Origin of the sequence: Parapedomonas caeni, assembly GCF_041060555.1 — a bacterium.
In the GTDB taxonomy this organism is placed as follows: Bacteria; Pseudomonadota; Alphaproteobacteria; order Sphingomonadales; family Sphingomonadaceae; genus CAUJIW01.
The window spans coordinates 1-18,709 of sequence record NZ_JBEUDS010000021.1 but is presented as its reverse complement, the minus strand read 5'-3'; the positions used below and the strand labels follow the sequence as shown (position 1 = coordinate 18,709).

Sequence of the window (18,709 nt, the reverse complement as noted above, 5' to 3'; positions counted from 1 at the left end):
GGGAATGTGCGCGATGAACGGGGAAAACAGCGTTCGGTTCAACAGGCGGGGGTTCACCGCGGCGCTGCTGCTCGGCGTGGCGCTGGCCGGGTGCGGCCCGGAGGCCCCGGCGCCGCAGGGCGCGGACGCACCCGCGGGGGCGATGTCCCGGCAGGGCGTCGAGAAGCCCAATCTCAAGCTCGGCTTCATCAAGCTCACCGACATGGCGCCGCTCGCCATCGCCAGGGAAAAGGGCTTCTTCGCCGAGGAGGGCCTCAACGTTTCCCTTGAACCGCAAGCGAACTGGAAGGTGCTGCTGGATGGTGTCGTCGGCGGCCAGCTCGATGGCGCGCACATGCTGGCGGGGCAGCCGATCGCCGCCACCATCGGCTACGGCACCAAGGCCGATCTCATCGCGCCACTCAGCCTCGACCTCAACGGCAACGCGGTCACCCTGTCGAACAAGGTATGGCGCCAGATCGCGCCATCGCTGAAGCAGGGTGCCGATGGCAAGCCGGTCCATCCCATTTCCGCGTCTGTGCTGAAACCCGTCGTCGCGGCCGGCAAGGCGCAGGGCAAGCCGTTCAAGATGGGCATGGTGTTCCCGGTCAGCACGCACAATTATGAATTGCGCTACTGGCTTGCCGCCGGTGGTCTCAACCCCGGCTATTACCTGCCCGGCGACGTTGCCGGCACCATTGGCGCCGATGTGCAGATTTCCGTGACCCCGCCGCCGCAAATGCCGGCGACGATGGAGGCGGGCACCATTGATGGTTACTGCGTTGGCGAGCCGTGGAACCAGGCCGCGGTGAAAAAGCAGATCGGCGTGCCGGTCATCACCGACGACCAGATCTGGCATGACAACCCGGAAAAGGTGTTCGGCCTGCGCAAGGATTTCGCCGACAAATACCCCCAGACCACGGCCGCGCTGTTGCGCGCGATCATCAAGGCCCAGCAATGGCTTGACGCCGATGGCGGCAAGAACAGGGCGGAGGCCGTCAAAATTCTGGCCCGGCCCAGTTACGTCGGCGCCGACGAGGCGGTGATCGCCGCCTCGATGACCGGCAAGTTCACCTTCGCGCCCGGCGACACGCGCCCGGCACCGGGCTTCAATATCTTCTTTGACAAGTTCGCCGGCTATCCCTTCTATTCCGATGCCATCTGGTATCTCACCCAGATGCGGCGCTGGGGACAGATCGCCGAGGACAAGCCCGATCAGTGGTATGTCGACACCGCCAAGGCGGTCTACCGGCCCGATCTCTATCGGGTCGCCGCCAAGGGGCTGGTCGACCAGGGCGTGATCCCGGCGACGGCCGTGCCGGATACCGACGGCTTCAAGCCGGAGCAGTCCGGTTTCATTGACGGTATCACCTACGACGGCCGGCAGCCCAACGCCTATCTCGCCAAGTTCAGCATCGGCCTCAAGCAGGGCCAGCGCGTTTCCCCCGCCGGGGTACGTTGACACGTCGGATGGATGAGGACTGACCTATGACTGCTGTCGTCTTGCGCAAGAACGCTTTCGAGATGGACAAGGATGCAGCCGGAACCACCGGCGAGCGCGCGGGTCCGGCGACGGGGGATGCCCCGCCGGTGGGGGCGCGGGGCCTGCCGGGGGGGCTGTCGCTGCCCGCCCTGAAGCTGCCGGCCCTGAAACTGCCATCCGCGCGGCATGTGGTCGAGGCGCTCTGGCCGCCCCTGGCGGGCATTGGTGGCTTTCTGCTGCTGTGGGGAATGTTGGCGCCGCTGGTCCGGACATCGCTCGGCGCGTTGCCAGGGCCAGGCGAGGTGTTGCACGCCTTCGGTGATCTGCTGGTGGAGTTCGCCGCCGCCCGTGAAATGGCCGCGCAGACCGCGGCGGCGGGACAGATGTGGTCGGGGCCGCCGACGTTCATCGACCAGATCGTGACCTCGCTGAAAACCGTGGCGCTGGGCTTTGTGCTGGCGACGCTGGTGGCGGTGCCACTGGGGTTGGTCGCCGGCATGTCCCAGCGTTTCAACGCGGCCATCAACCCGCTGGTGCAGATCATGCGCCCGGTCAGTCCGCTGGCCTGGCTGCCCATCGTGACCATGGTGGTGGCGGCCTCGATGACCAGCGACGATCCGGCGCTGGCCAAGAGCTTCGTCATTTCCGCCGTCGTGGTGATGCTGTGCTCGCTGTGGCCCACACTCATCAACACCGCCATCGGCACCGCCTCGATCGACAAGGATCTGATCAATGTCGGGCGTGTGCTCAAGCTGGGCTGGCTGGCGCGCCTGACCCGCCTCGTGTTGCCGTCGGCACTGCCCTACATCTTCACCGGGATGCGTTTGTCGCTGGGCACCGGCTGGATGGTGCTGATCGCGGCGGAAATGCTGGCCCAGAACCCCGGGCTCGGCAAGTTCGTGTGGGACGAGTTCCAGAACGGCAGCGAAAAATCGCTGGCGCGCATCATGGTCGCGGTGGTGGTGATCGGCCTCATCGGCTTCCTGCTCGACCGGGTGATGATGGCGCTCCAGGCCGTTGTCAGTCGCAACCGCACCTTCTGAACCTGGCCGGACGGGAGACGCTCATGACTGATCCGATCCTTTCCCTGCGTAACGTGCGCAAGCGTTACACCAGCAAGACCGGTGCCGTGACCGACGTGCTGGGCGGTATCGATCTCGACGTTATCGAAAGCGAATTCATCGCGGTGCTGGGTTTTTCCGGCGCCGGCAAGACCACGCTGATTTCGGCCATCGCCGGACTGATCGAGCCCGACGCCGGCGAGCTGCTGCTGCGTGGCAAGCCGATCGATGGCCCTGATCGCAATCGCGGCCTGGTGTTCCAGTCGTACTCGCTGTTGCCGTGGCTGACGGTGGCGCAGAATGTCGCGCTGGCGGTTGATGCGGTACACAAGGATCGCACTGCCGAGGCCCGCCGCGCGCTGGTGCGGCAGAAGGTGGAACTGGTCGGTCTGGGCCATGCGATGGATCGCAGGCCCGCCCAGCTGTCCGGCGGCATGCGTCAGCGGGTGGCGGTGGCGCGTGCCCTGGCGATGGAGCCGGAAATCCTGCTGCTGGACGAACCCCTCTCGGCGCTCGACGCGCTGACCCGCGCCAAGCTGCAGGACGAGATCGATCGCATTCGCGCGGAAGAAAAGCGCACCATCATTCTGGTCACCAACGATGTCGACGAGGCGCTGCTGCTGGCGGATCGTGTCGCCGTGCTGACCCCGGCACCGGCGGCACGGATCGGGCGGATCTTCCCGGTCACGCTGCCGCGCCCCCGCGACCGCGAGGCGATGAACGACAGTCCGGCCTTCCAGGCCCTGCGCACGCAGATCGTCGATTATCTTGGCGCGCTGGCGGGCGGCAAGGCGGATGTGGTGGCCGAGGCAGGGAGTCTGCCGACGATGACGCCGCTCGATCTCGCGCCACCGCCGAAGGCCTATCTCGACGCCGCGCGCGGCGGCATCGAGCGCCGCTACATGGAATTCTACAGTCTCCACAAGGTGTATCCGACACCCAAGGGGCCGCTGACCGTTGTCCAGGATTTCAACCTGCTGATGGACAAGGGCGAGTTCGTCTCGCTGATCGGCCATTCGGGCTGCGGCAAGTCCACCGTGCTGACGATGGCCGCGGGCCTCAACCCGATCAGCAAGGGCGGCATCGTGCTTGATTACCGCGAGATCGACGTCGCGGGGCCGGACAAGGCGGTGGTATTCCAGGCGCCCAGCCTGATGCCCTGGCTCACCGCCCGGCAGAATGTCGCGCTGGGCGTCGAGCGGGTTTATCCGCACGCCTCGCGGGCGGAGCGACGCGAGATCGTCGACTATTATCTCGACCGGGTGGGGTTGGCCGACGCCCGGGACAAGGTGGCGGCCGAGATGTCGAACGGCATGCGCCAGCGGGTCGGCATCGCCCGTGCCTTCGCCCTCAGTCCGCGCCTGCTGTTGCTGGATGAACCTTTTGGCATGCTCGACAGCCTGACCCGATGGGATCTGCAGGACGTGCTGGTGGAGGTATGGAACCGCACCAAGGTGACGGCGATCATGGTCACCCACGATGTCGACGAGGCGATCCTGCTCGCCGATCGCGTGGTGATGATGACCAACGGGCCGAACGCCACCATCGGCAAGATACTCAAGGTCGACCTGCCGCGTCCGCGTGACCGCAAGGCGCTGCTCAAGCATCCGGCCTTTTACGACTATCGTCAGGAAGTGCTGCTTTTCCTGGCCGAACACGACCACGGACCGCACGCAGAGGCGGCATAATCGCAATATTGGGGGATGTCTGTTCCGGCACGGGACAGGAGGGAAAACATGAAAGTGCATATCATCACGGCGGCGCTGCTGGCGTCGCCGGTCGCTCTCGCTTACCCGGCGCATGCCGCGCCGGGGGATCCGGTGAAGGTTGGCGGGGGCCTGACCCTTGATCCGATCCTTGATGCACGACTGCGCCATGAGCATGTCGATCAACCCACGACGGAAGCGGACGCGCTGACGGTGCGGGTGCGGGCGGGGCTGGAGGTGAAGCATGCGTCCGGCCTGTCATTGCTGGCCGAGAGTGAAGGCACATTGGCCGTGATCAATGACTATAACGCCTTTCCGTTCGCCATCGCCGACAGTCAGCGTCGGCCGCGATATTCCGTGGTCGCCGATCCGGCGAATATCGAGCTCAACCGGTTGCAGCTGCAATACAAGGCGCGCGCGGGCGCGCTCACCGTCGGTCGCCAGCGCCTGAACATCGACGATCAGCGCTTTGTCGGCAGTGTTGGCTGGCGACAGAATGAACAGACGTTCGATGCCGTGCGGGGCGAGGCGACGCTGGGGCCGGTGGCGCTGGATGCGACCTATGCCATCGCCCAACGTACGATCTTCGGCATCGATGGCGGGTCGCGCACCGCTTACGATGGCGATTTCGTGTTTCTCGGTGCCGGTGCGAAACTGGGATCGGTGCAGATCAAGGCCTTTGCATATCTGCTCGACTATGACCTGAACGAGCAGGGTGGGGCGCTGGCGATGAGCAACGCGGACACCCAGACCTACGGCATCCGGATCACCGGCGCCTGGCCGTTGTCGCCCGGCGTGAAGCTCAACGTCGCCGCCAGCTACGCCCGCCAGGCGGACTGGCAGGATAATCCGCAGGATTACGCGGTGGACTATCTGGCGGCCGAGCTGGGCCTCACGCACGGGGCGCTGGGCCTGACCGCCGGTTACGAGAAGCTGGGGAGTGATGCCGCCAGCAGCGGCGCCCTGCGTGCCTTTCAGACACCGATGGCGACGCTGCACAAGTTCAACGGCTGGGCTGATCCGTTCCTGACCACGCCAGCCACCGGCCTGGAGGACTGGTATCTGGGCGCCAGCTACAAGTTCACGCGGGTCAAGGCGCTGCCGGGGCTCAACGCGAGCGTCACCTGGCATCGCTTCGACAGCGATGCCGGCGGTTCGCGCTATGGCGATGAATGGGACGCGAGCCTGGGGTTCAAGCGCGGTCGCGTCGCGGTGGTGGCCAAATTCGCCGAGTTCGATGCGCATGCCGCCGGTTTCGCCGACACCCGGAAATTCTGGCTGCAGGCGGAGATCGCCTACTGATCGGCGTGTGCCGTCCCGGATGCTGCACTGCAAAATTCGCTTGCGTCCGGGACGGCGAATCACCTAGTCTTGAACAGACGCGGAACCAGCGCCGCCCACAGGAGGGCGACTCAGCGCAACCGCCGGACAATTGACAGACGTGTGGCAAAGGCGCCGCCCGTACCACCCTTCGGGGCTGGTTCGTGGCGGCTTTTTTGCGTTCGCGCGTCGGCGGTGAGACAGGGGCAGGGAGATCGGGATCGTGAACGCGCCGATGACTTTCGACACAACGGGAAGAGACGGGAAAGGCGCTGGCGGTGTGCGGGAACGCCTGGTGGTGATTGGCAACGGCATGGCCGGCTGTCGGGCCGTCGAGGAAATCCTCGCCCGCGATTGCAGCCGCTACGCCATCACGATTTTCGGTGCCGAACCGCGCGTCAATTACAACCGCATCATGCTCTCGCCGGTGCTGGCCGGCGAAAAGCAGTTCGATGATATCGTCATCAATGGCGCGGACTGGTATGCCGACAACGCCATCACGCTGGTGGCGGGCGATCCGGTGATGGCGATCGACCGGGCGACGCGCACGGTGACGACACGCGCCGGCCGGATCGAGCCTTACGACCGGCTGCTGATCGCCACCGGCTCGGAGCCCTTCATTATTCCGGTGCCCGGCAAGGATCTGGCGGGCGTGGTCACGTTCCGCGATCTCGATGATGTCGAGAAGATGCTTGCCGCGGCAGGCAAGGGCGGTTCAGCGGTGGTGATCGGCGGCGGCCTGCTCGGGCTGGAGGCGGCCCACGGCCTGTCGCTGCGCGGCATGCGGGTGACGGTCGTGCATCTGATGCCGACACTGATGGAGCGTCAGCTCGACGAGGCGGCGGGTTATCTGCTGAAGGCGGAACTGGAGCGGCGCGGCCAGACCATCGTCACCGGCGGTGACACGGCGGAAATACTCGGGCGCGATGGCGCGGTTGCCGGGGTGCGGCTGAAGGATGGCCGTGAATTTCCGGCCGATATCGTGGTCATGGCGGCGGGCATCCGCCCCGCGACCGGGCTCGCCCGCACCGCCGGGCTGGATGTCGAGCGCGGCATTGTCGTCGACGATCACATGGTCACCTCCGATCCCGCCATCATGGCGGTGGGCGAGTGCGTGCAGCATCGCGGCATCTGTTATGGCCTGGTGGCGCCGCTGTGGGAGATGTGCCGCGCGCTCGCCGAAGCGGCGACGGACGCGCCGGGCGGAGGCTATGAGGGCTCTGTTACCTCCACCAAGCTCAAGGTCTCGGGGATCGACCTGTTCTCTGCCGGAGATTTTTCCGGTGGCGACGGCGTCGAGGACATCGTGATGCGCGACGCCGCCCGCGGCATCTACAAACGGGTTGTCGTCAGGGAAAACCGGCTGATCGGCGCGGTGCTCTATGGCGATACCGCCGACGGCGGCTGGTATTTCGATTTGCTGAAGAAGGGCGAGGATATCGCCGCGATCCGGGAGGCGCTGATTTTCGGTCAGGCCTTCGCGTCCGGGGGTGCGCTCAGCCACCCTAATGCCGCCGTTGCCGCCCTGTCCGATGATGCGGAAATCTGTGGCTGCAACGGCGTCACCAAGGGGCGGATCGTCGCCACCATCCAGGCCGGTGCCCATGCCCTCGATGCCGTGCGCTCGCAGTGCAAGGCATCCGCCAGCTGCGGTTCCTGCACCGGTCTGGTGGAAAGCCTGCTGGCGTTGACGCTGGGGAGCGCGGTGGAGGCCGGCCCGCGCACGCTGTGCAAATGCACCAGTTTCACCCATGGCGATGTACGGCGGCTGATCCTCGGAAAGCAGCTCAAGGCCATCCCGCAGGTGATGCAGGAACTGCACTGGAGCACGCCCGACGGCTGCGCGACCTGTCGGCCGGCGCTCAACTATTACCTGCTGTGCGCCTGGCCGGGAGAGTATGTCGATGACCAGCAGAGCCGCTTCGTCAACGAACGCCTGCACGCCAACATCCAGAAGGACGGAACCTATTCGGTGGTGCCGCGCATGTGGGGCGGCCTGACCACGCCCGCCGAGCTGCGCGCCATCGCCGATGCCGCCGAGAAATACGGTGCCCGCACGGTGAAGGTGACCGGTGGCCAGCGTATTGATCTGTTCGGCATCAGGAAGGAGGATCTGCCGGCGATCTGGGGTGATCTCAATGCCGCCGGCATGGTTTCCGGTCACGCCTATGGCAAGGCGTTGCGCACGGTGAAGACCTGCGTCGGTTCCGAATGGTGCCGCTTCGGCACCCAGGATTCCACCGGGTTGGGCGTCACCATCGAACGCATGACCTGGGGCTCGTGGATGCCCCACAAGTTCAAGATCGCCGTCTCCGGGTGTCCGCGCAACTGTGCGGAAGCGACGATCAAGGATTTCGGCGTCGTTTGTGTCGACTCCGGCTACGAGCTGCATGTCGGTGGCAATGGCGGCATCAAGGTGCGCGCCACCGACCTGCTGTGCAAGGTGGCGACGGAACAGGAAGCGCTCGATGTGTGCGCCGCCTTCATCCAGCTTTATCGCGAGGATGCCTGGTATCTGGAACGGACGGCGCCGTGGATCGAGCGGGTCGGGCTGGATTACGTGAAATCGGCGTTGTTCAGTGATCCCGACGCCGTGCCCAGCCTGGCGGCGCGCTTTCATTATTCGCAACAGTTCATGCAGGAGGATCCGTGGGCCAGGCGCGCCGCCGGCGAGGACGCGGCGCTGCATCAGCACCTGGCCGAGGTGCGCCCGCTTGCCCTGGAGGTCGCCCGATGATTGGTGAATGGCTCGATGTCGGTCCGGTCGGTCAGATCGCGCCTGGCGATGCCCGGACCCTGCCGGTGCGGGGCGGTGAGGAGATCGCGATCTTCCATACCCTCGACAACCGCTTTTATGCGCTGGTCAACAAGTGTCCGCACAAGCAGGGGCCACTCAGTCAGGGTATTGTCCATGGCAGTGTCGTCACCTGTCCGCTGCACAACTGGAACATCTCGCTGAAGACCGGCGAGGCGCTGGGGGACGACAAGGGATGTGTGCCGACCATTCCGCTGAAAGTGGATGCCGGTCGCATTTATCTGCTGCGTGAGGCCGTCGTCGGCCGGCAGGTCGCCTGATGACGGGCGCGATCCGCACCACCTGCGCCTATTGCGGCGTCGGCTGCGGCATTGTCGCCACGGCGACCGGCGCGCGCGCGGTGACGATCGCGGGCGACCCGCGGCATCCGGCCAACCGCGGGCGGCTGTGCTCCAAGGGCACCCATCTGGGCGAGACGGTCGGCCTTGAGGGCCGACTGCTCACGCCGATGATCGGCGACCGCCCGACGGGCTGGAACGAGGCGCTCGATCTTGTCGCCACGCGCCTGCGCGACTGCATCGCGACCCACGGTCCGGACAGTGTTGCCTTCTACGTGTCGGGGCAACTGCTGACCGAGGATTATTATGTCGCCAACAAGCTGATGAAGGGCTTCATCGGCAGCGGCAATATCGACACCAACAGCCGTCTGTGCATGGCAAGCGCGGTGGCTGCGCACAATCGCGCCTTCGGCGAGGATGTGGTGCCCTGCGGTTATGACGACCTCGACACCGCCGATCTCATTCTGCTGGTGGGCTCCAACACCGCCTGGTGTCACCCGGTGATCTGGCAGCGTATCGAGGCGGCGCGCGCCGAACGTGGCACGAAGCTGGTGGTGATCGATCCGCGCCGTACCGAGACGGCGGCGCAGGCCGACCTGCATGTGGCGGTCGCGCCCGATGGCGACATAGCCCTGTTCAACGCGCTGCTCGCCACGATGCGGACACGCGGGCTGGTGGACGAGGCGTATCTCGCCCGTCATGTCGAGGTGCCTGACGATTTCTGGAAGGGCCTGGCCGGCGATCCCGGCGTCCCCGCCGAGACCTTTGCGGTATTGGCCGATCTGGTAGCGCGCCACCCCCGCATGGTGACGCTGTTTTCGCAAGGCGCCAACCAGTCCGTCTGTGGTGTCGACAAGGGCAATGCCATCATCAACCTGCACCTGGCCACCGGGCGGATCAACCGGGCGGGCGCGGGGCCTTTCTCCATCACCGGTCAGCCCAATGCCATGGGCGGTCGCGAGGTTGGCGGGCTCGCCAGCACGCTGGCCTGTCACCTGGGCTTCTCGGATGCCGAACGCGCTGATGTGGCGGCGTTCTGGCACGCGCCCAACCTGTGTGCCGGCCCCGGCCTCAAGGCGGTCGACCTGTTCAGGGCGGTACATGACGGGCGCATCAAGTTCCTGTGGGTGATGGCGACCAACCCGGCGGTGTCGATGCCCGACGCCGGTTTCGTGCGCGCGGCCCTGGCACGCTGCCCGACGGTCGTCGTCTCGGACGTGGTCGCCGATACCGACACCGCCCGCCATGCCCATGTCCGGCTGCCTGCCCTGGCGTGGGGCGAGAAGGATGGCACGGTCACCAACTCCGAGCGCCGGATCAGCCGGCAGCGCGCCGTGTTGACGCCCCCTGGCGATGCCCGCGCGGACTGGGATATCCTCTGTGCGGTGGCCGCCCGCTGTGGCTGGGGCGAGGCCTTCGCCTACCCCGGTCCGGCGGCGGTGTTCCGCGACTATGCGGCGATGACGGCGCTGGCGCCCCGCCATGGCTTCCGCCTCGACCTGTCGGACAAGGCGGCGATCAGCGACGCCGATTATGACGCGATGGCGCCGTTCCAGTGGGGCGGCGCGCATCCACTGGCGCCGCGTTTTCCGACGCCGTCCGGCAAGGCCCGGCTGGTGGCGGTGCGGCCGCCGGCCGTGACTGCCGTCGATCCGCGCTTTCCCTTCCGCCTCAACACCGGCCGCTACCGCGACCAGTGGCATACCATGACCCGCACCGGCCTGTCGCCGACCCTCAGTCAGCACCGGCGCGACCCCTTGCTGGAGGTGCATCCGCGCGATGCCCGGGCGCAAGGACTGACCGAGGGCGGTCTGGCGCGCGTGACCACGGCCCATGGCGCCAGCCTGTTCCGCGTGGCGCTGAGCGAGGGGCAGCGGCGCGGCGAGCTGTTCGTGCCGATGCACTGGACCGACGTCATGGCGGGGGAGGCGCGCGCCAATCGCCTGCCGGGGCCGGTCGTCGATCCGATCTCGGGTCAGCCCGGCTTCAAGAACACGCCGGCGCGGGTCGAGCCGCTGATGCCGGACTGGCGCGCCTTCCTGGTGACACGCGCGATGCCGGCGATGCCGGCGCTGCTGTGGTGGTCGCGGGCGCGCGTGACCGGCGGTTGGCTGTGCGAACTGGCGGGGCTGGGGGCGATCGACGCCGATATCCTGCTGCCGGCGGGGGAACGCCTGGAGGTGGCGGACCCGGCCCGCGGGATGCGTCGCATCGCCGTGCGCGACGTGGCGGGCGATCTGGCCGCCGCCCTCTACGTGACCCGGACCGGCGAACTGCCACCGCGCGACTGGGCGGTCGCGCAGCTGGGGCAGGGGGACGCGGCGCCGGCCGAACTGCTCGCTGGCCGGCCGAGCACGCCGGCGCCGGAGCGTGGGCCGATGGTCTGTGTCTGTCATGGCATCGGCGAGCGCGACATCCTGGCGGCGTGCGGTGCCGGCGCGACCACCGTCGAGGCCATTGGCGCGGCAACGGGCGCCGGCACCAACTGCGGCAGTTGCCGTCCGGCGATTGCCCGGCTGCTGGCGGCGCCGACCAGTACGCGGGAGGAGGTCGCGGCATGACCGATTTTCCCGAGGGCATGGTCTGGCTGGTGGGTGCCGGCCCCGGTGACCCCGAGCTGCTGACCCGCAAGGCCGAGCGGCTGATCCGCGCCGCCAGCTTGATTTTCCACGACGCGCTGGTTGGCGCGGGCGTGCTGGCGCTGGCGGCCGCCACGGCGCGCTGTATTTCGGTCGGCAAGCGCGCCGGGCGCCATTCGCGGGATCAGGCCACGATCGATCGCCTGATCGTCGAGGCCGCCCTGGCCGGGGAGCGGGTGGTGCGCCTCAAGGGTGGCGATCCGGCGATCTTCGGTCGGGCCACCGAGGAACTGGAAGCCTGTCGTGATGCCGGCGTCATGGTGGCGATCTGCCCCGGCATCACCGCCGCCAGCGCGGCCGCCGCCAGTCTGGGTGCCTCGCTCACCCTGCGCGGGCTGGCCCGCAAGCTGGTGCTGGTGACGGCGCACGCCCGAGCGGGCGAGACGCTCGATCTCGACTGGCACAGTCTTGCCGATCCCGACGCGACTCTGGCGGTCTATATGGGCAAGGCCGCCGCGCCCGATGTGTCACGCCAGCTCATCAATGCCGGGCTGCCGGGCGAGACACCGGTGGCGCTGGTGGAAAACGCCAGCCGGGACGACGAGCGCCGGTTCCACACCCGCCTTGACCTGCTGCCGCTGGCGGCCCGCACGGCGCTGGGCGATGGCCCGGCGCTGCTGCTGATCGGCCGCGCCCTGGCGCCGCCCGGTGTGACCGACCCGGCACGGTGCCGGCCGTCGACGCTGGCGCGACATGGGTTGCGTGGGAACGGCGCTTGAGAATTACCCGCTGTGGACGCGGTCGGGGGCAAGCCGCGCGTTTTCTATTGGGCGCGTGATGCCCGGTTGCCTGGGCGCGGTGATCGCTGAAAGGACAGGTGAACTTAAGGGATCGACCGCGAAAAAAAGAAGACGGCGTCGACGGCCAAATGACAGTCGACGCCGCCATTCATGTTATCAGAAGTCGAGTGTCACGGCGCCCATGATTGTCCGTGGCGCTCCCAGGAACGCCGAGCCACCGTCCGCACCGGCGAGGTAGCGTTCGTTTGTGAGGTTATTTGCGGTGATCGAGAAATCCAGACCCTTCAAGGCCGGAGCGATCTCCCCAACATTGACACCGACATAGGCGTTGGTCAGCCAGAATGAACCGCTGGGGTCGTTGCCCTGACGGTCAATGAACCGGCTGCTGACATACTTGACGGACGCGCCTGCGCGGAAGATGTCTCCGTTGTAGTCGACAGCACCCACCCACATATGTCTGGGCGTGTTGAACACCTGGGCCCCTGGCACGATTTCCAGTGCCTCGTCGCGATCGGCGTCGCCCGTGCCGAGATACTTGGCCCGATTATACGAATAGGAGGTCGAAACGCTCAATTCCCGCGAGACATTGAAGGCGAGCGCTGCCTCGATGCCCGTACTCTTGACGCCGCCCACGTTGAGATAGACGCCATCGACTTCCGAAAGATAGTCGATGCCGGTGACAAAGTTGGACGGTACGAAGACCACACGGTTGTCGAACTTGATGTCATAGACGGTGACCGAACCACTCACCCTGCTGCCGGTGTAGCGGAGACCGGCCTCCAGGCTGTCAGCGGTTTCGGGCTTGATTTCGCGGCGGACGGATTCGTCTTCATCCAGCAGGCCCCGGCTGAGCGCGGCGAAGTTCTGCGCATAGCCCGCGAACAACTCAAGTTCCGGCATGGGGCGATAGTTGACGCCAGCAGAGAACAGGACATCGGAATGATACTTCATCCTGGTGTACTGATTGCCACCGACGATCTGGGTACGATCCTGGTCGAGGTGGTACTGCTTGAGGCCGCCGCGAATGGTCAGGTCGTTGAAGGTGATGGAATTGTCGACGTAGTAGACGAACTCCTTCACACTATAATCGTTCTCGTACTGCACATAATAGGGCACGTGATCGAACTGGTAGCTCGACAGCGCGTTCGTGACCTTGTGCCAGTCGCGCACCACGTTGGATTTGCCGTTTTCGTACCAGACACCGCCGCGCAGCAGGTTCTCGAATGCGCCAAAATCGCGCTCCCAGTTCACGTCCAACACAGCGCCGAGGCGACGGTTCTTGTAGTGGGTGTGACGATAGGACATCACAGGAGTGCTGCCCGACGCGTAGCAGGACGGGTCGTAGGCGGCGGGGATACCGGCGCTGCCGGTGCAGCCTTCGATGAGTGCTGCGGTGGCGCCGGTTGGCGTCACGTAATAGATCCGGCCGAGCGGTGAGGCGCCATAAACGGTGCCGGACCGGTCGTACTCGCTGTTGGGTGCGTCAGCACCATCGTTGGTAACATCGACCAGATAAGGCGGCAGCCAGTCGCCGCGACCACTCATCTTGTGACCATAGCCGGTGGCGACGATCTTCACCTCGTCAAGGTCGATCGCGGCGCGCAGATAACCGAACAAGTTCTTGCGCAGCGCGCGTGAACCTGAGCGGAAGCTCTGGTCGATGTAGGGAATCCCGGTCCAGTTAGCCGTCAGTCCGTCGAAGTCAGGGTTCTGCTTGAAGCTTTCCAGCGAGACGCTGCCATACTCGCCTTCATTGGCATCGTCGTACGATAGGTAGCCAGTCAGATCGACATTGCCGAGATCGCTCGTAAATTTGCCCGCGAAGTGGTCGCGGCGGGTGGTGTCGGACTCGGCAACCCAATCCTTCACCCGTGATGTGGAGACGCTGATCCAAGCATAAGTGTCGGACAGGATCTCGCCTGTGTCGACGCGGGCATAAAGCTTGCGACCGCCAAAATCGCCGGCGGCCGCGCTGAAGCGATAGCGGCGCTCCTTCTCGGGGTCGCTGGTCTGGTAGTCCAGGGTGCCACCCAGAGATTCGTTGGTGCGTGACGAAATGTCGGCCGTGCCCTGGGAGACCGAGACAGTTTTCAGGTTCTGGACGTCGAGATAGCGATTTGCTTTCGAGCCGCCGCCATAGCCCGAGCCGCCGTTCGGCAGCCCGTCGATGGTTGTGCCAATATGGCCATCGCTGGTCGAAAACCCTCGAATGGTGATGTTGGTCACCCAGTCGGATGAGCCGAATGCGTCACCTTCGGTTACCAGTACGCCCGGCAGTTCGTTTATGGCGGTGTTGACGCTGGCAATCGGCGCCACGCGCTCGATCATCGACGGCGTAACTTCGGTAACGGCGTAGGTCTTGCCAGCGGCGGTTACGATGATGGTGCTGTCATCGCGCGCGTCCGCTTCCTCCGCGACGGCCTCGTCGGCGGCATGAGCGCTCGATGCCCACGCCAATGCGGAAAGTGCGACCGCACTTGCTAGAATATTCTTCATCGGGATTGTCCTGCTTTCCATTCTAGGTCGGATCCGCCGGATGCGACGGAAGGACCGTTCACGTCCGGATTCGAGTGACTGGTGGATCGGCAGCCGTCTGTGAAACCCGATGGCGCGAGTTATCGCGTGCAAAATCGCTGCGTGAATACGCAATCGACGCACATTGCGCCCAACTTCGTGATGTCATCAGTAGCCCCGGTGTCCGTGGGCTAAAGAGCAGCGTATCGTTACAGTTTTATGTGGATTTCGCGATTATTCGCGCATGGCCACACTATGTGGTGATTGAGATACTCATATCGCCTAGCCGCTGAGGTGACTCCGGTTCCATCAGCTGAATCATCTTATCATGGCCGGAGGCTGTCATGGTCAGGCTATCGCGGCAATCGTCAGTATCTGAACGAAACTCGCAGATAATATCGACCACCGTCGCTGTCATATGGGGAATTGCGCGAGTAAATGAGGCCGCGTACAGCTTGATACAGCGCTCTATCCGGGTAGCTGTCAAACAGGTTTTCCGCACCCAGCGTGATCTTGATCGTATCCCGTAGCGTATAGCTAGCCGAAATATCGAACAGCACTTCGGCGCCAAACGTCTGGATTAGGTCAGAGGAGGACTGCGATTGTGCATCGGTCCACTCGCCAAAGTAACGTATGCGGGCACCGAGATTGAACAAGCCATGGCTATAGTTGGCCGAAAGGGTAGCGTTGTGTCGTGGTAGTCGCCTCTCGATGTTGATGCGGGCCAGGTCGTTGATGATGGTGCTGTCTGCGCGGATCACCTTTGTGGTGTTCCAGTTGTAGGCTCCTGTGAATTGCAGTGCGCTGTTGTCGCCGATATTGGCGCGATAGCTTAACACCACGTCCAGCCCTTGAGTGCGGGTGTCGAAGGCGTTGGTGAAGTAGGAAATGGTGGCGTAGGATTCCGCGCCGGAAATCCCGGCAGCCATGAGTTCCGCACGCTGCGCGTTCGTGAGCGTGAAGTTTCCCGATTGTCCGAAGCGGTCGGAGACGTTGATCCGGTAATAGTCGATCGACGCCGATAGGTGCGGTAGTGGTTGGGCTACCAAGCCAATGCTCAAGTTCCGCGATTCTTCCGGCTCAAGCGCGACGGCGCCGAAGTACCGGGCGATAGGATTGCTCGGTGAGATGAGGCCTGTCGTGTACACCTGAAGCGTGTTGGTATCGAGTCCCTGGGCGGTGCGGGTATAGTTCGACTGGCCTGGGGTAGGCGCACGAAAGCCAGTGGAGTAGGCCGCGCGCAGGGCGAGGCCACGAACCATCTCGTACCGGGATGCGATCTTGGTGTCGAAAGTGGAACCGAAACCGGCATAGTCCTCGGCGCGAACGGCAACATTGAGCGACCATGCTGAAGTAAGCTGGGCATCAATATCGAGATAGCCGGCGTAGCTCTCCTGGCTCCATGAGCCAGCCTGTTGCGGACTGTAGCCCGGGAAACCATTGGAGCCCGAAGGCAGGCCCACGCTGGCGCCGGGACCGACATCCCATGAATAGCGATCACCAGCGCGGATTTTGTAGGTTTCTTCGCGGCGTTCGAATCCGAACGCGATGTTGACCGGACGTGCCGGCACACCGATGTCTAGGGTGTAGATAAAATCAAGATTCAGGTTGAACTCTTCCTGTACGAGTGAGCCCGGCTTGAACGTGGTGGGAGACTCGGGGCCGAACGACGTATTGACGGTGTCCGTCATCTTGTATGCGATTTTGTTGCGTCCGAACGAGAGGCCGAGGTCCCAGTCAAGGCTACCGGCTGTGGTGCCTTTCAGTCCGGCATTGGCCTGGTAATCCTCGTCATCTTGTCCGAACTGAGGTGAAAAGCCCGCAGGAAACAGATATGACAGTGTCCATCCAGGGAAAGCCGTAGTTTCAGTGTATCCGGCAGTATTGGCCGGATTGCGCCAGTTGAAATCACTCACGCCATTGGCCTGGCCAAATGTGCCGAATATATAGGCTTCGATGGCCTCGTTCATGTCCAGTCCGGCGTTTGCAGCCAGTCGGAAGGTCTCGCGGTCTGGTTGCCCCCAATCCTGTACGGGGTCGCGCACGTCTATTCCTGTCGCAGCCTCGAACGCGATTGCGTCAGCGCGCTGCATGGAACGGGAGGTGCGTTCGGCTCTGGCATATTCAGCGGTCAGCGTGAGGAATGCACGGGCGGAGCGTAACCCGGCCTTGAGCCCCAGTTGCCGGTTGAAACCGTCACCTTCGTAATACTGCGAGAGCTGGCCGAACCCGGTCACACCCGACTCGTCATCGAGAATGATATTGATCACGCCGGCAATCGCGTCAGAGCCGTACTGGGCCGATGCGCCGTCGCGCAGTACCTCAAGCCGTTTGATAGCGAGAGAAGGCAGTTGGGCGAGGTCGGCGCCCTGGGCGCCACGTGATCCCAGCAGAGCGGAGCGATGCCGACGTTTGCCATTGATTAGTAGAAGGGTTTGGTCAGGAGAGAGGCCGCGCAGAGTGGCGGGGCGCACGAAGACGAGGCCATCGCTCATAGGAAGGCGCTGTACGTTGAAAGACGGTATGGACTGCGCCAGCTTGTCCATGAGCTCATCGGAGGCGCTGGTCTGCAATGTCTCCTGAGCGATCACATCGATCGGCACGGCCGAACTGTAGGCTGTGCGATCCGAACGCCTGGTGCCAGTGACGATGAGGGTATCATCCATCTGGACGCGGGTATCGGAAGTCACGGCTTCCGCAGACGCATGACTGATTGCAAGGAGCGACAGTGTCGACAACAGCGTGGCTGTCATGGTGCGCATACTGGAAGTTACCTTGGTGGCAAGCGAATTGAGGTGAGCGAGTATTCGCTGGAGGTGATATGGACGGTACATGACACTCTGGTGTCAATGAGTTGGTGTCCTGATATTTTGTAGGTGACACCTTGTATAGTCCGAATCCGGTAACGTTGCGGCGGCAGCAGCGGGGTGCTGGCGGGTGCTGCTTTGCTCGGTATGGCGCTGTACGCGGGAGCGGCATCAAAACGAGCCGACCATATGTGGTTCCTGCGGCTTTTCCCGCGATTCAGCGTTTGTAGAGAATGATCGACAGGTAGCGCGCCGGCAGTTTCGTCATCGCCTCCGGGCCGTGCTGGGCCTGGGAGTCGAACAGAAGCGAGTCGCCTGGCCCCAGCGGATAGACGTTGGCGCCATGGCGGTAGCTGATGGCGCCATCCAGCATGTGGATGAACTCCATGCCCTCATGGCGGAAGCTGGTATAAGGTACCGCGTCCTCGGTCAGGGTGATGAGGTAGGGCTCGACCGCCAGCTCGCCGGACAGCGAGGCGCCGAGCAGCTGATACTGATGGCCGACCTTGGTGCCGCGCCGGTCGATGGTGACGCCGGTGCCGGCTGGCACGTAGGAACAGTCCCGCCGCTCCTCGAACTCGTTGAACAGCCGGCTGATCGGCACGTTGAGCGCGCCCGCCAGCGCCTGCAACGTCGCCAGCGACGGTGAAATCTGGCCGTTCTCGATCTTCGACAACATGCCGATCGACAGACCGCTGGCATCCGCCAGTTCCTGCACCGTACGTTCCATCTGTTTGCGCAGGGCGCGCACCTCGGCACCGATGGCCAGCTCGATCGAGCGCGTCGGCGCTCCTTCGGGCGCACCGGAGCCGGTGGCCAGCGGCTCGGCGTCCGTGGTGTCGGGTGTATTCTTGCGGGTCCGCTCGCGTGGCATGGCTCGTCCCTGTCAGGTCTCGCACTGGGAGCATGTTGACGGTGCCATTGCAAGCCGGATTGATTTTCCTGTCAAGAAAAACTCTTTCTCATTGATTGACAAGATTGCTGCCGCAATGCAGCATCAGGCCATCGAGTCGAACGCGGCGAGTGAGCGGGCCATGTGCGGAATTGTCGGATTGTTTCTGCGGAACCCGGGGCTGGAGCCCGAGCTGGGCGCCATGCTGTCGGTGATGCTGGCTACCATGAGCGATCGCGGGCCGGACAGCGCGGGCTTCGCCGTTTATGGCGAGGGCGATGCCGGCCGCGTCAAGCTGACCTTGCGGGACCCCGAGGCCAGCGATTTTCCCGCGCTCGCCGCTGAACTTGATCGGCCCCCACGGACGGGTCCAATTTGATTGTTAGTGCAATGATGGTCGTGGCGCCAGCGCGGGCGGCATCGCTGGTTGGGGTTGCAGGGCCGCCCGCGCGAATGCCGGGATGAAGACCTCCGG

12 protein-coding genes are annotated in these 18,709 nt (G+C 64.5%); 9 read left to right on the top strand and 3 right to left on the bottom strand.

Going from position 1 to position 18,709, the window contains the following annotated elements; genetic code table 11:
* Nucleotides 1-13 precede the first annotated feature (13 nt).
* The 8 genes from ABU113_RS13205 (at nt 14) to cobA (ending at nt 12,000) form a co-directional block, all read left to right on the top strand.
* The gene (locus ABU113_RS13205; protein ID WP_454559968.1) at nt 14-1,441 is read left to right on the top strand and encodes a CmpA/NrtA family ABC transporter substrate-binding protein; all 1,428 of its coding nucleotides are present in this window, start codon (nt 14-16) and stop codon (nt 1,439-1,441) included.
* A gap of 26 nt (nt 1,442-1,467) precedes the next feature.
* Nucleotides 1,468-2,505 (top strand): ABC transporter permease, encoded by a 1,038-nt coding sequence (locus tag ABU113_RS13200; RefSeq protein WP_454559967.1) that lies wholly within the window; start codon nt 1,468-1,470, stop codon nt 2,503-2,505.
* 23 nt (nt 2,506-2,528) lie between these two features.
* Nucleotides 2,529-4,211 (top strand): ABC transporter ATP-binding protein, encoded by a 1,683-nt coding sequence (locus ABU113_RS13195; protein WP_454559966.1) that lies wholly within the window; start codon nt 2,529-2,531, stop codon nt 4,209-4,211.
* A gap of 48 nt (nt 4,212-4,259) precedes the next feature.
* Complete coding sequence (locus ABU113_RS13190; RefSeq protein ID WP_454559965.1) at nt 4,260-5,531, top strand: alginate export family protein; 1,272 nt, start codon at nt 4,260-4,262, stop codon at nt 5,529-5,531.
* Nucleotides 5,532-5,784: 253 nt separating this feature from the next.
* Entirely contained in the window at nt 5,785-8,286 is a 2,502-nt protein-coding gene (gene nirB, locus ABU113_RS13185) for a nitrite reductase large subunit NirB (RefSeq protein WP_454560003.1), read from the top strand.
* Nucleotides 8,283-8,624, top strand: coding sequence for a nitrite reductase small subunit NirD (gene nirD, locus ABU113_RS13180; RefSeq protein ID WP_454559964.1), 342 nt, complete (start codon nt 8,283-8,285; stop codon nt 8,622-8,624). Before nirB ends, nirD begins: the two co-directional genes overlap by 4 nt.
* Complete coding sequence (locus ABU113_RS13175; RefSeq protein ID WP_454559963.1) at nt 8,624-11,203, top strand: nitrate reductase; 2,580 nt, start codon at nt 8,624-8,626, stop codon at nt 11,201-11,203. The genes nirD and ABU113_RS13175 overlap by 1 nt, the downstream gene beginning before the upstream one ends.
* A complete protein-coding gene (gene cobA / locus ABU113_RS13170) occupies nt 11,200-12,000 on the top strand; it encodes a uroporphyrinogen-III C-methyltransferase (RefSeq protein ID WP_454559962.1) in 801 nt (266 codons plus the stop codon). Before ABU113_RS13175 ends, cobA begins: the two co-directional genes overlap by 4 nt.
* A 177-nt stretch (nt 12,001-12,177) precedes the next feature.
* On the opposite strand, the gene ABU113_RS13165 is transcribed toward cobA, so the two are convergent.
* From ABU113_RS13165 to ABU113_RS13155, 3 genes are all read right to left on the bottom strand, one after another.
* Nucleotides 12,178-14,517: a TonB-dependent receptor gene (locus ABU113_RS13165; RefSeq protein WP_454559961.1), complete on the bottom strand. Its 2,340-nt coding sequence runs from the start codon at nt 14,515-14,517 to the stop codon at nt 12,178-12,180.
* A 386-nt stretch (nt 14,518-14,903) separates the two neighbouring features.
* The gene (locus ABU113_RS13160) at nt 14,904-17,288 is read right to left on the bottom strand and encodes a TonB-dependent receptor plug domain-containing protein (protein WP_454559960.1); all 2,385 of its coding nucleotides are present in this window, start codon (nt 17,286-17,288) and stop codon (nt 14,904-14,906) included.
* A gap of 271 nt (nt 17,289-17,559) precedes the next feature.
* Nucleotides 17,560-18,216 (bottom strand): helix-turn-helix domain-containing protein, encoded by a 657-nt coding sequence (locus ABU113_RS13155; protein ID WP_454559959.1) that lies wholly within the window; start codon nt 18,214-18,216, stop codon nt 17,560-17,562.
* On the opposite strand from ABU113_RS13155, the gene ABU113_RS13150 reads away from it, so the two are divergent.
* On the top strand, nt 18,215-18,613 hold the full coding sequence (locus ABU113_RS13150; protein ID WP_454559958.1) for a hypothetical protein: 399 nt from the start codon (nt 18,215-18,217) through the stop codon (nt 18,611-18,613). The genes ABU113_RS13155 and ABU113_RS13150 overlap by 2 nt on opposite strands.
* Nucleotides 18,614-18,709: the final 96 nt, after the last annotated feature.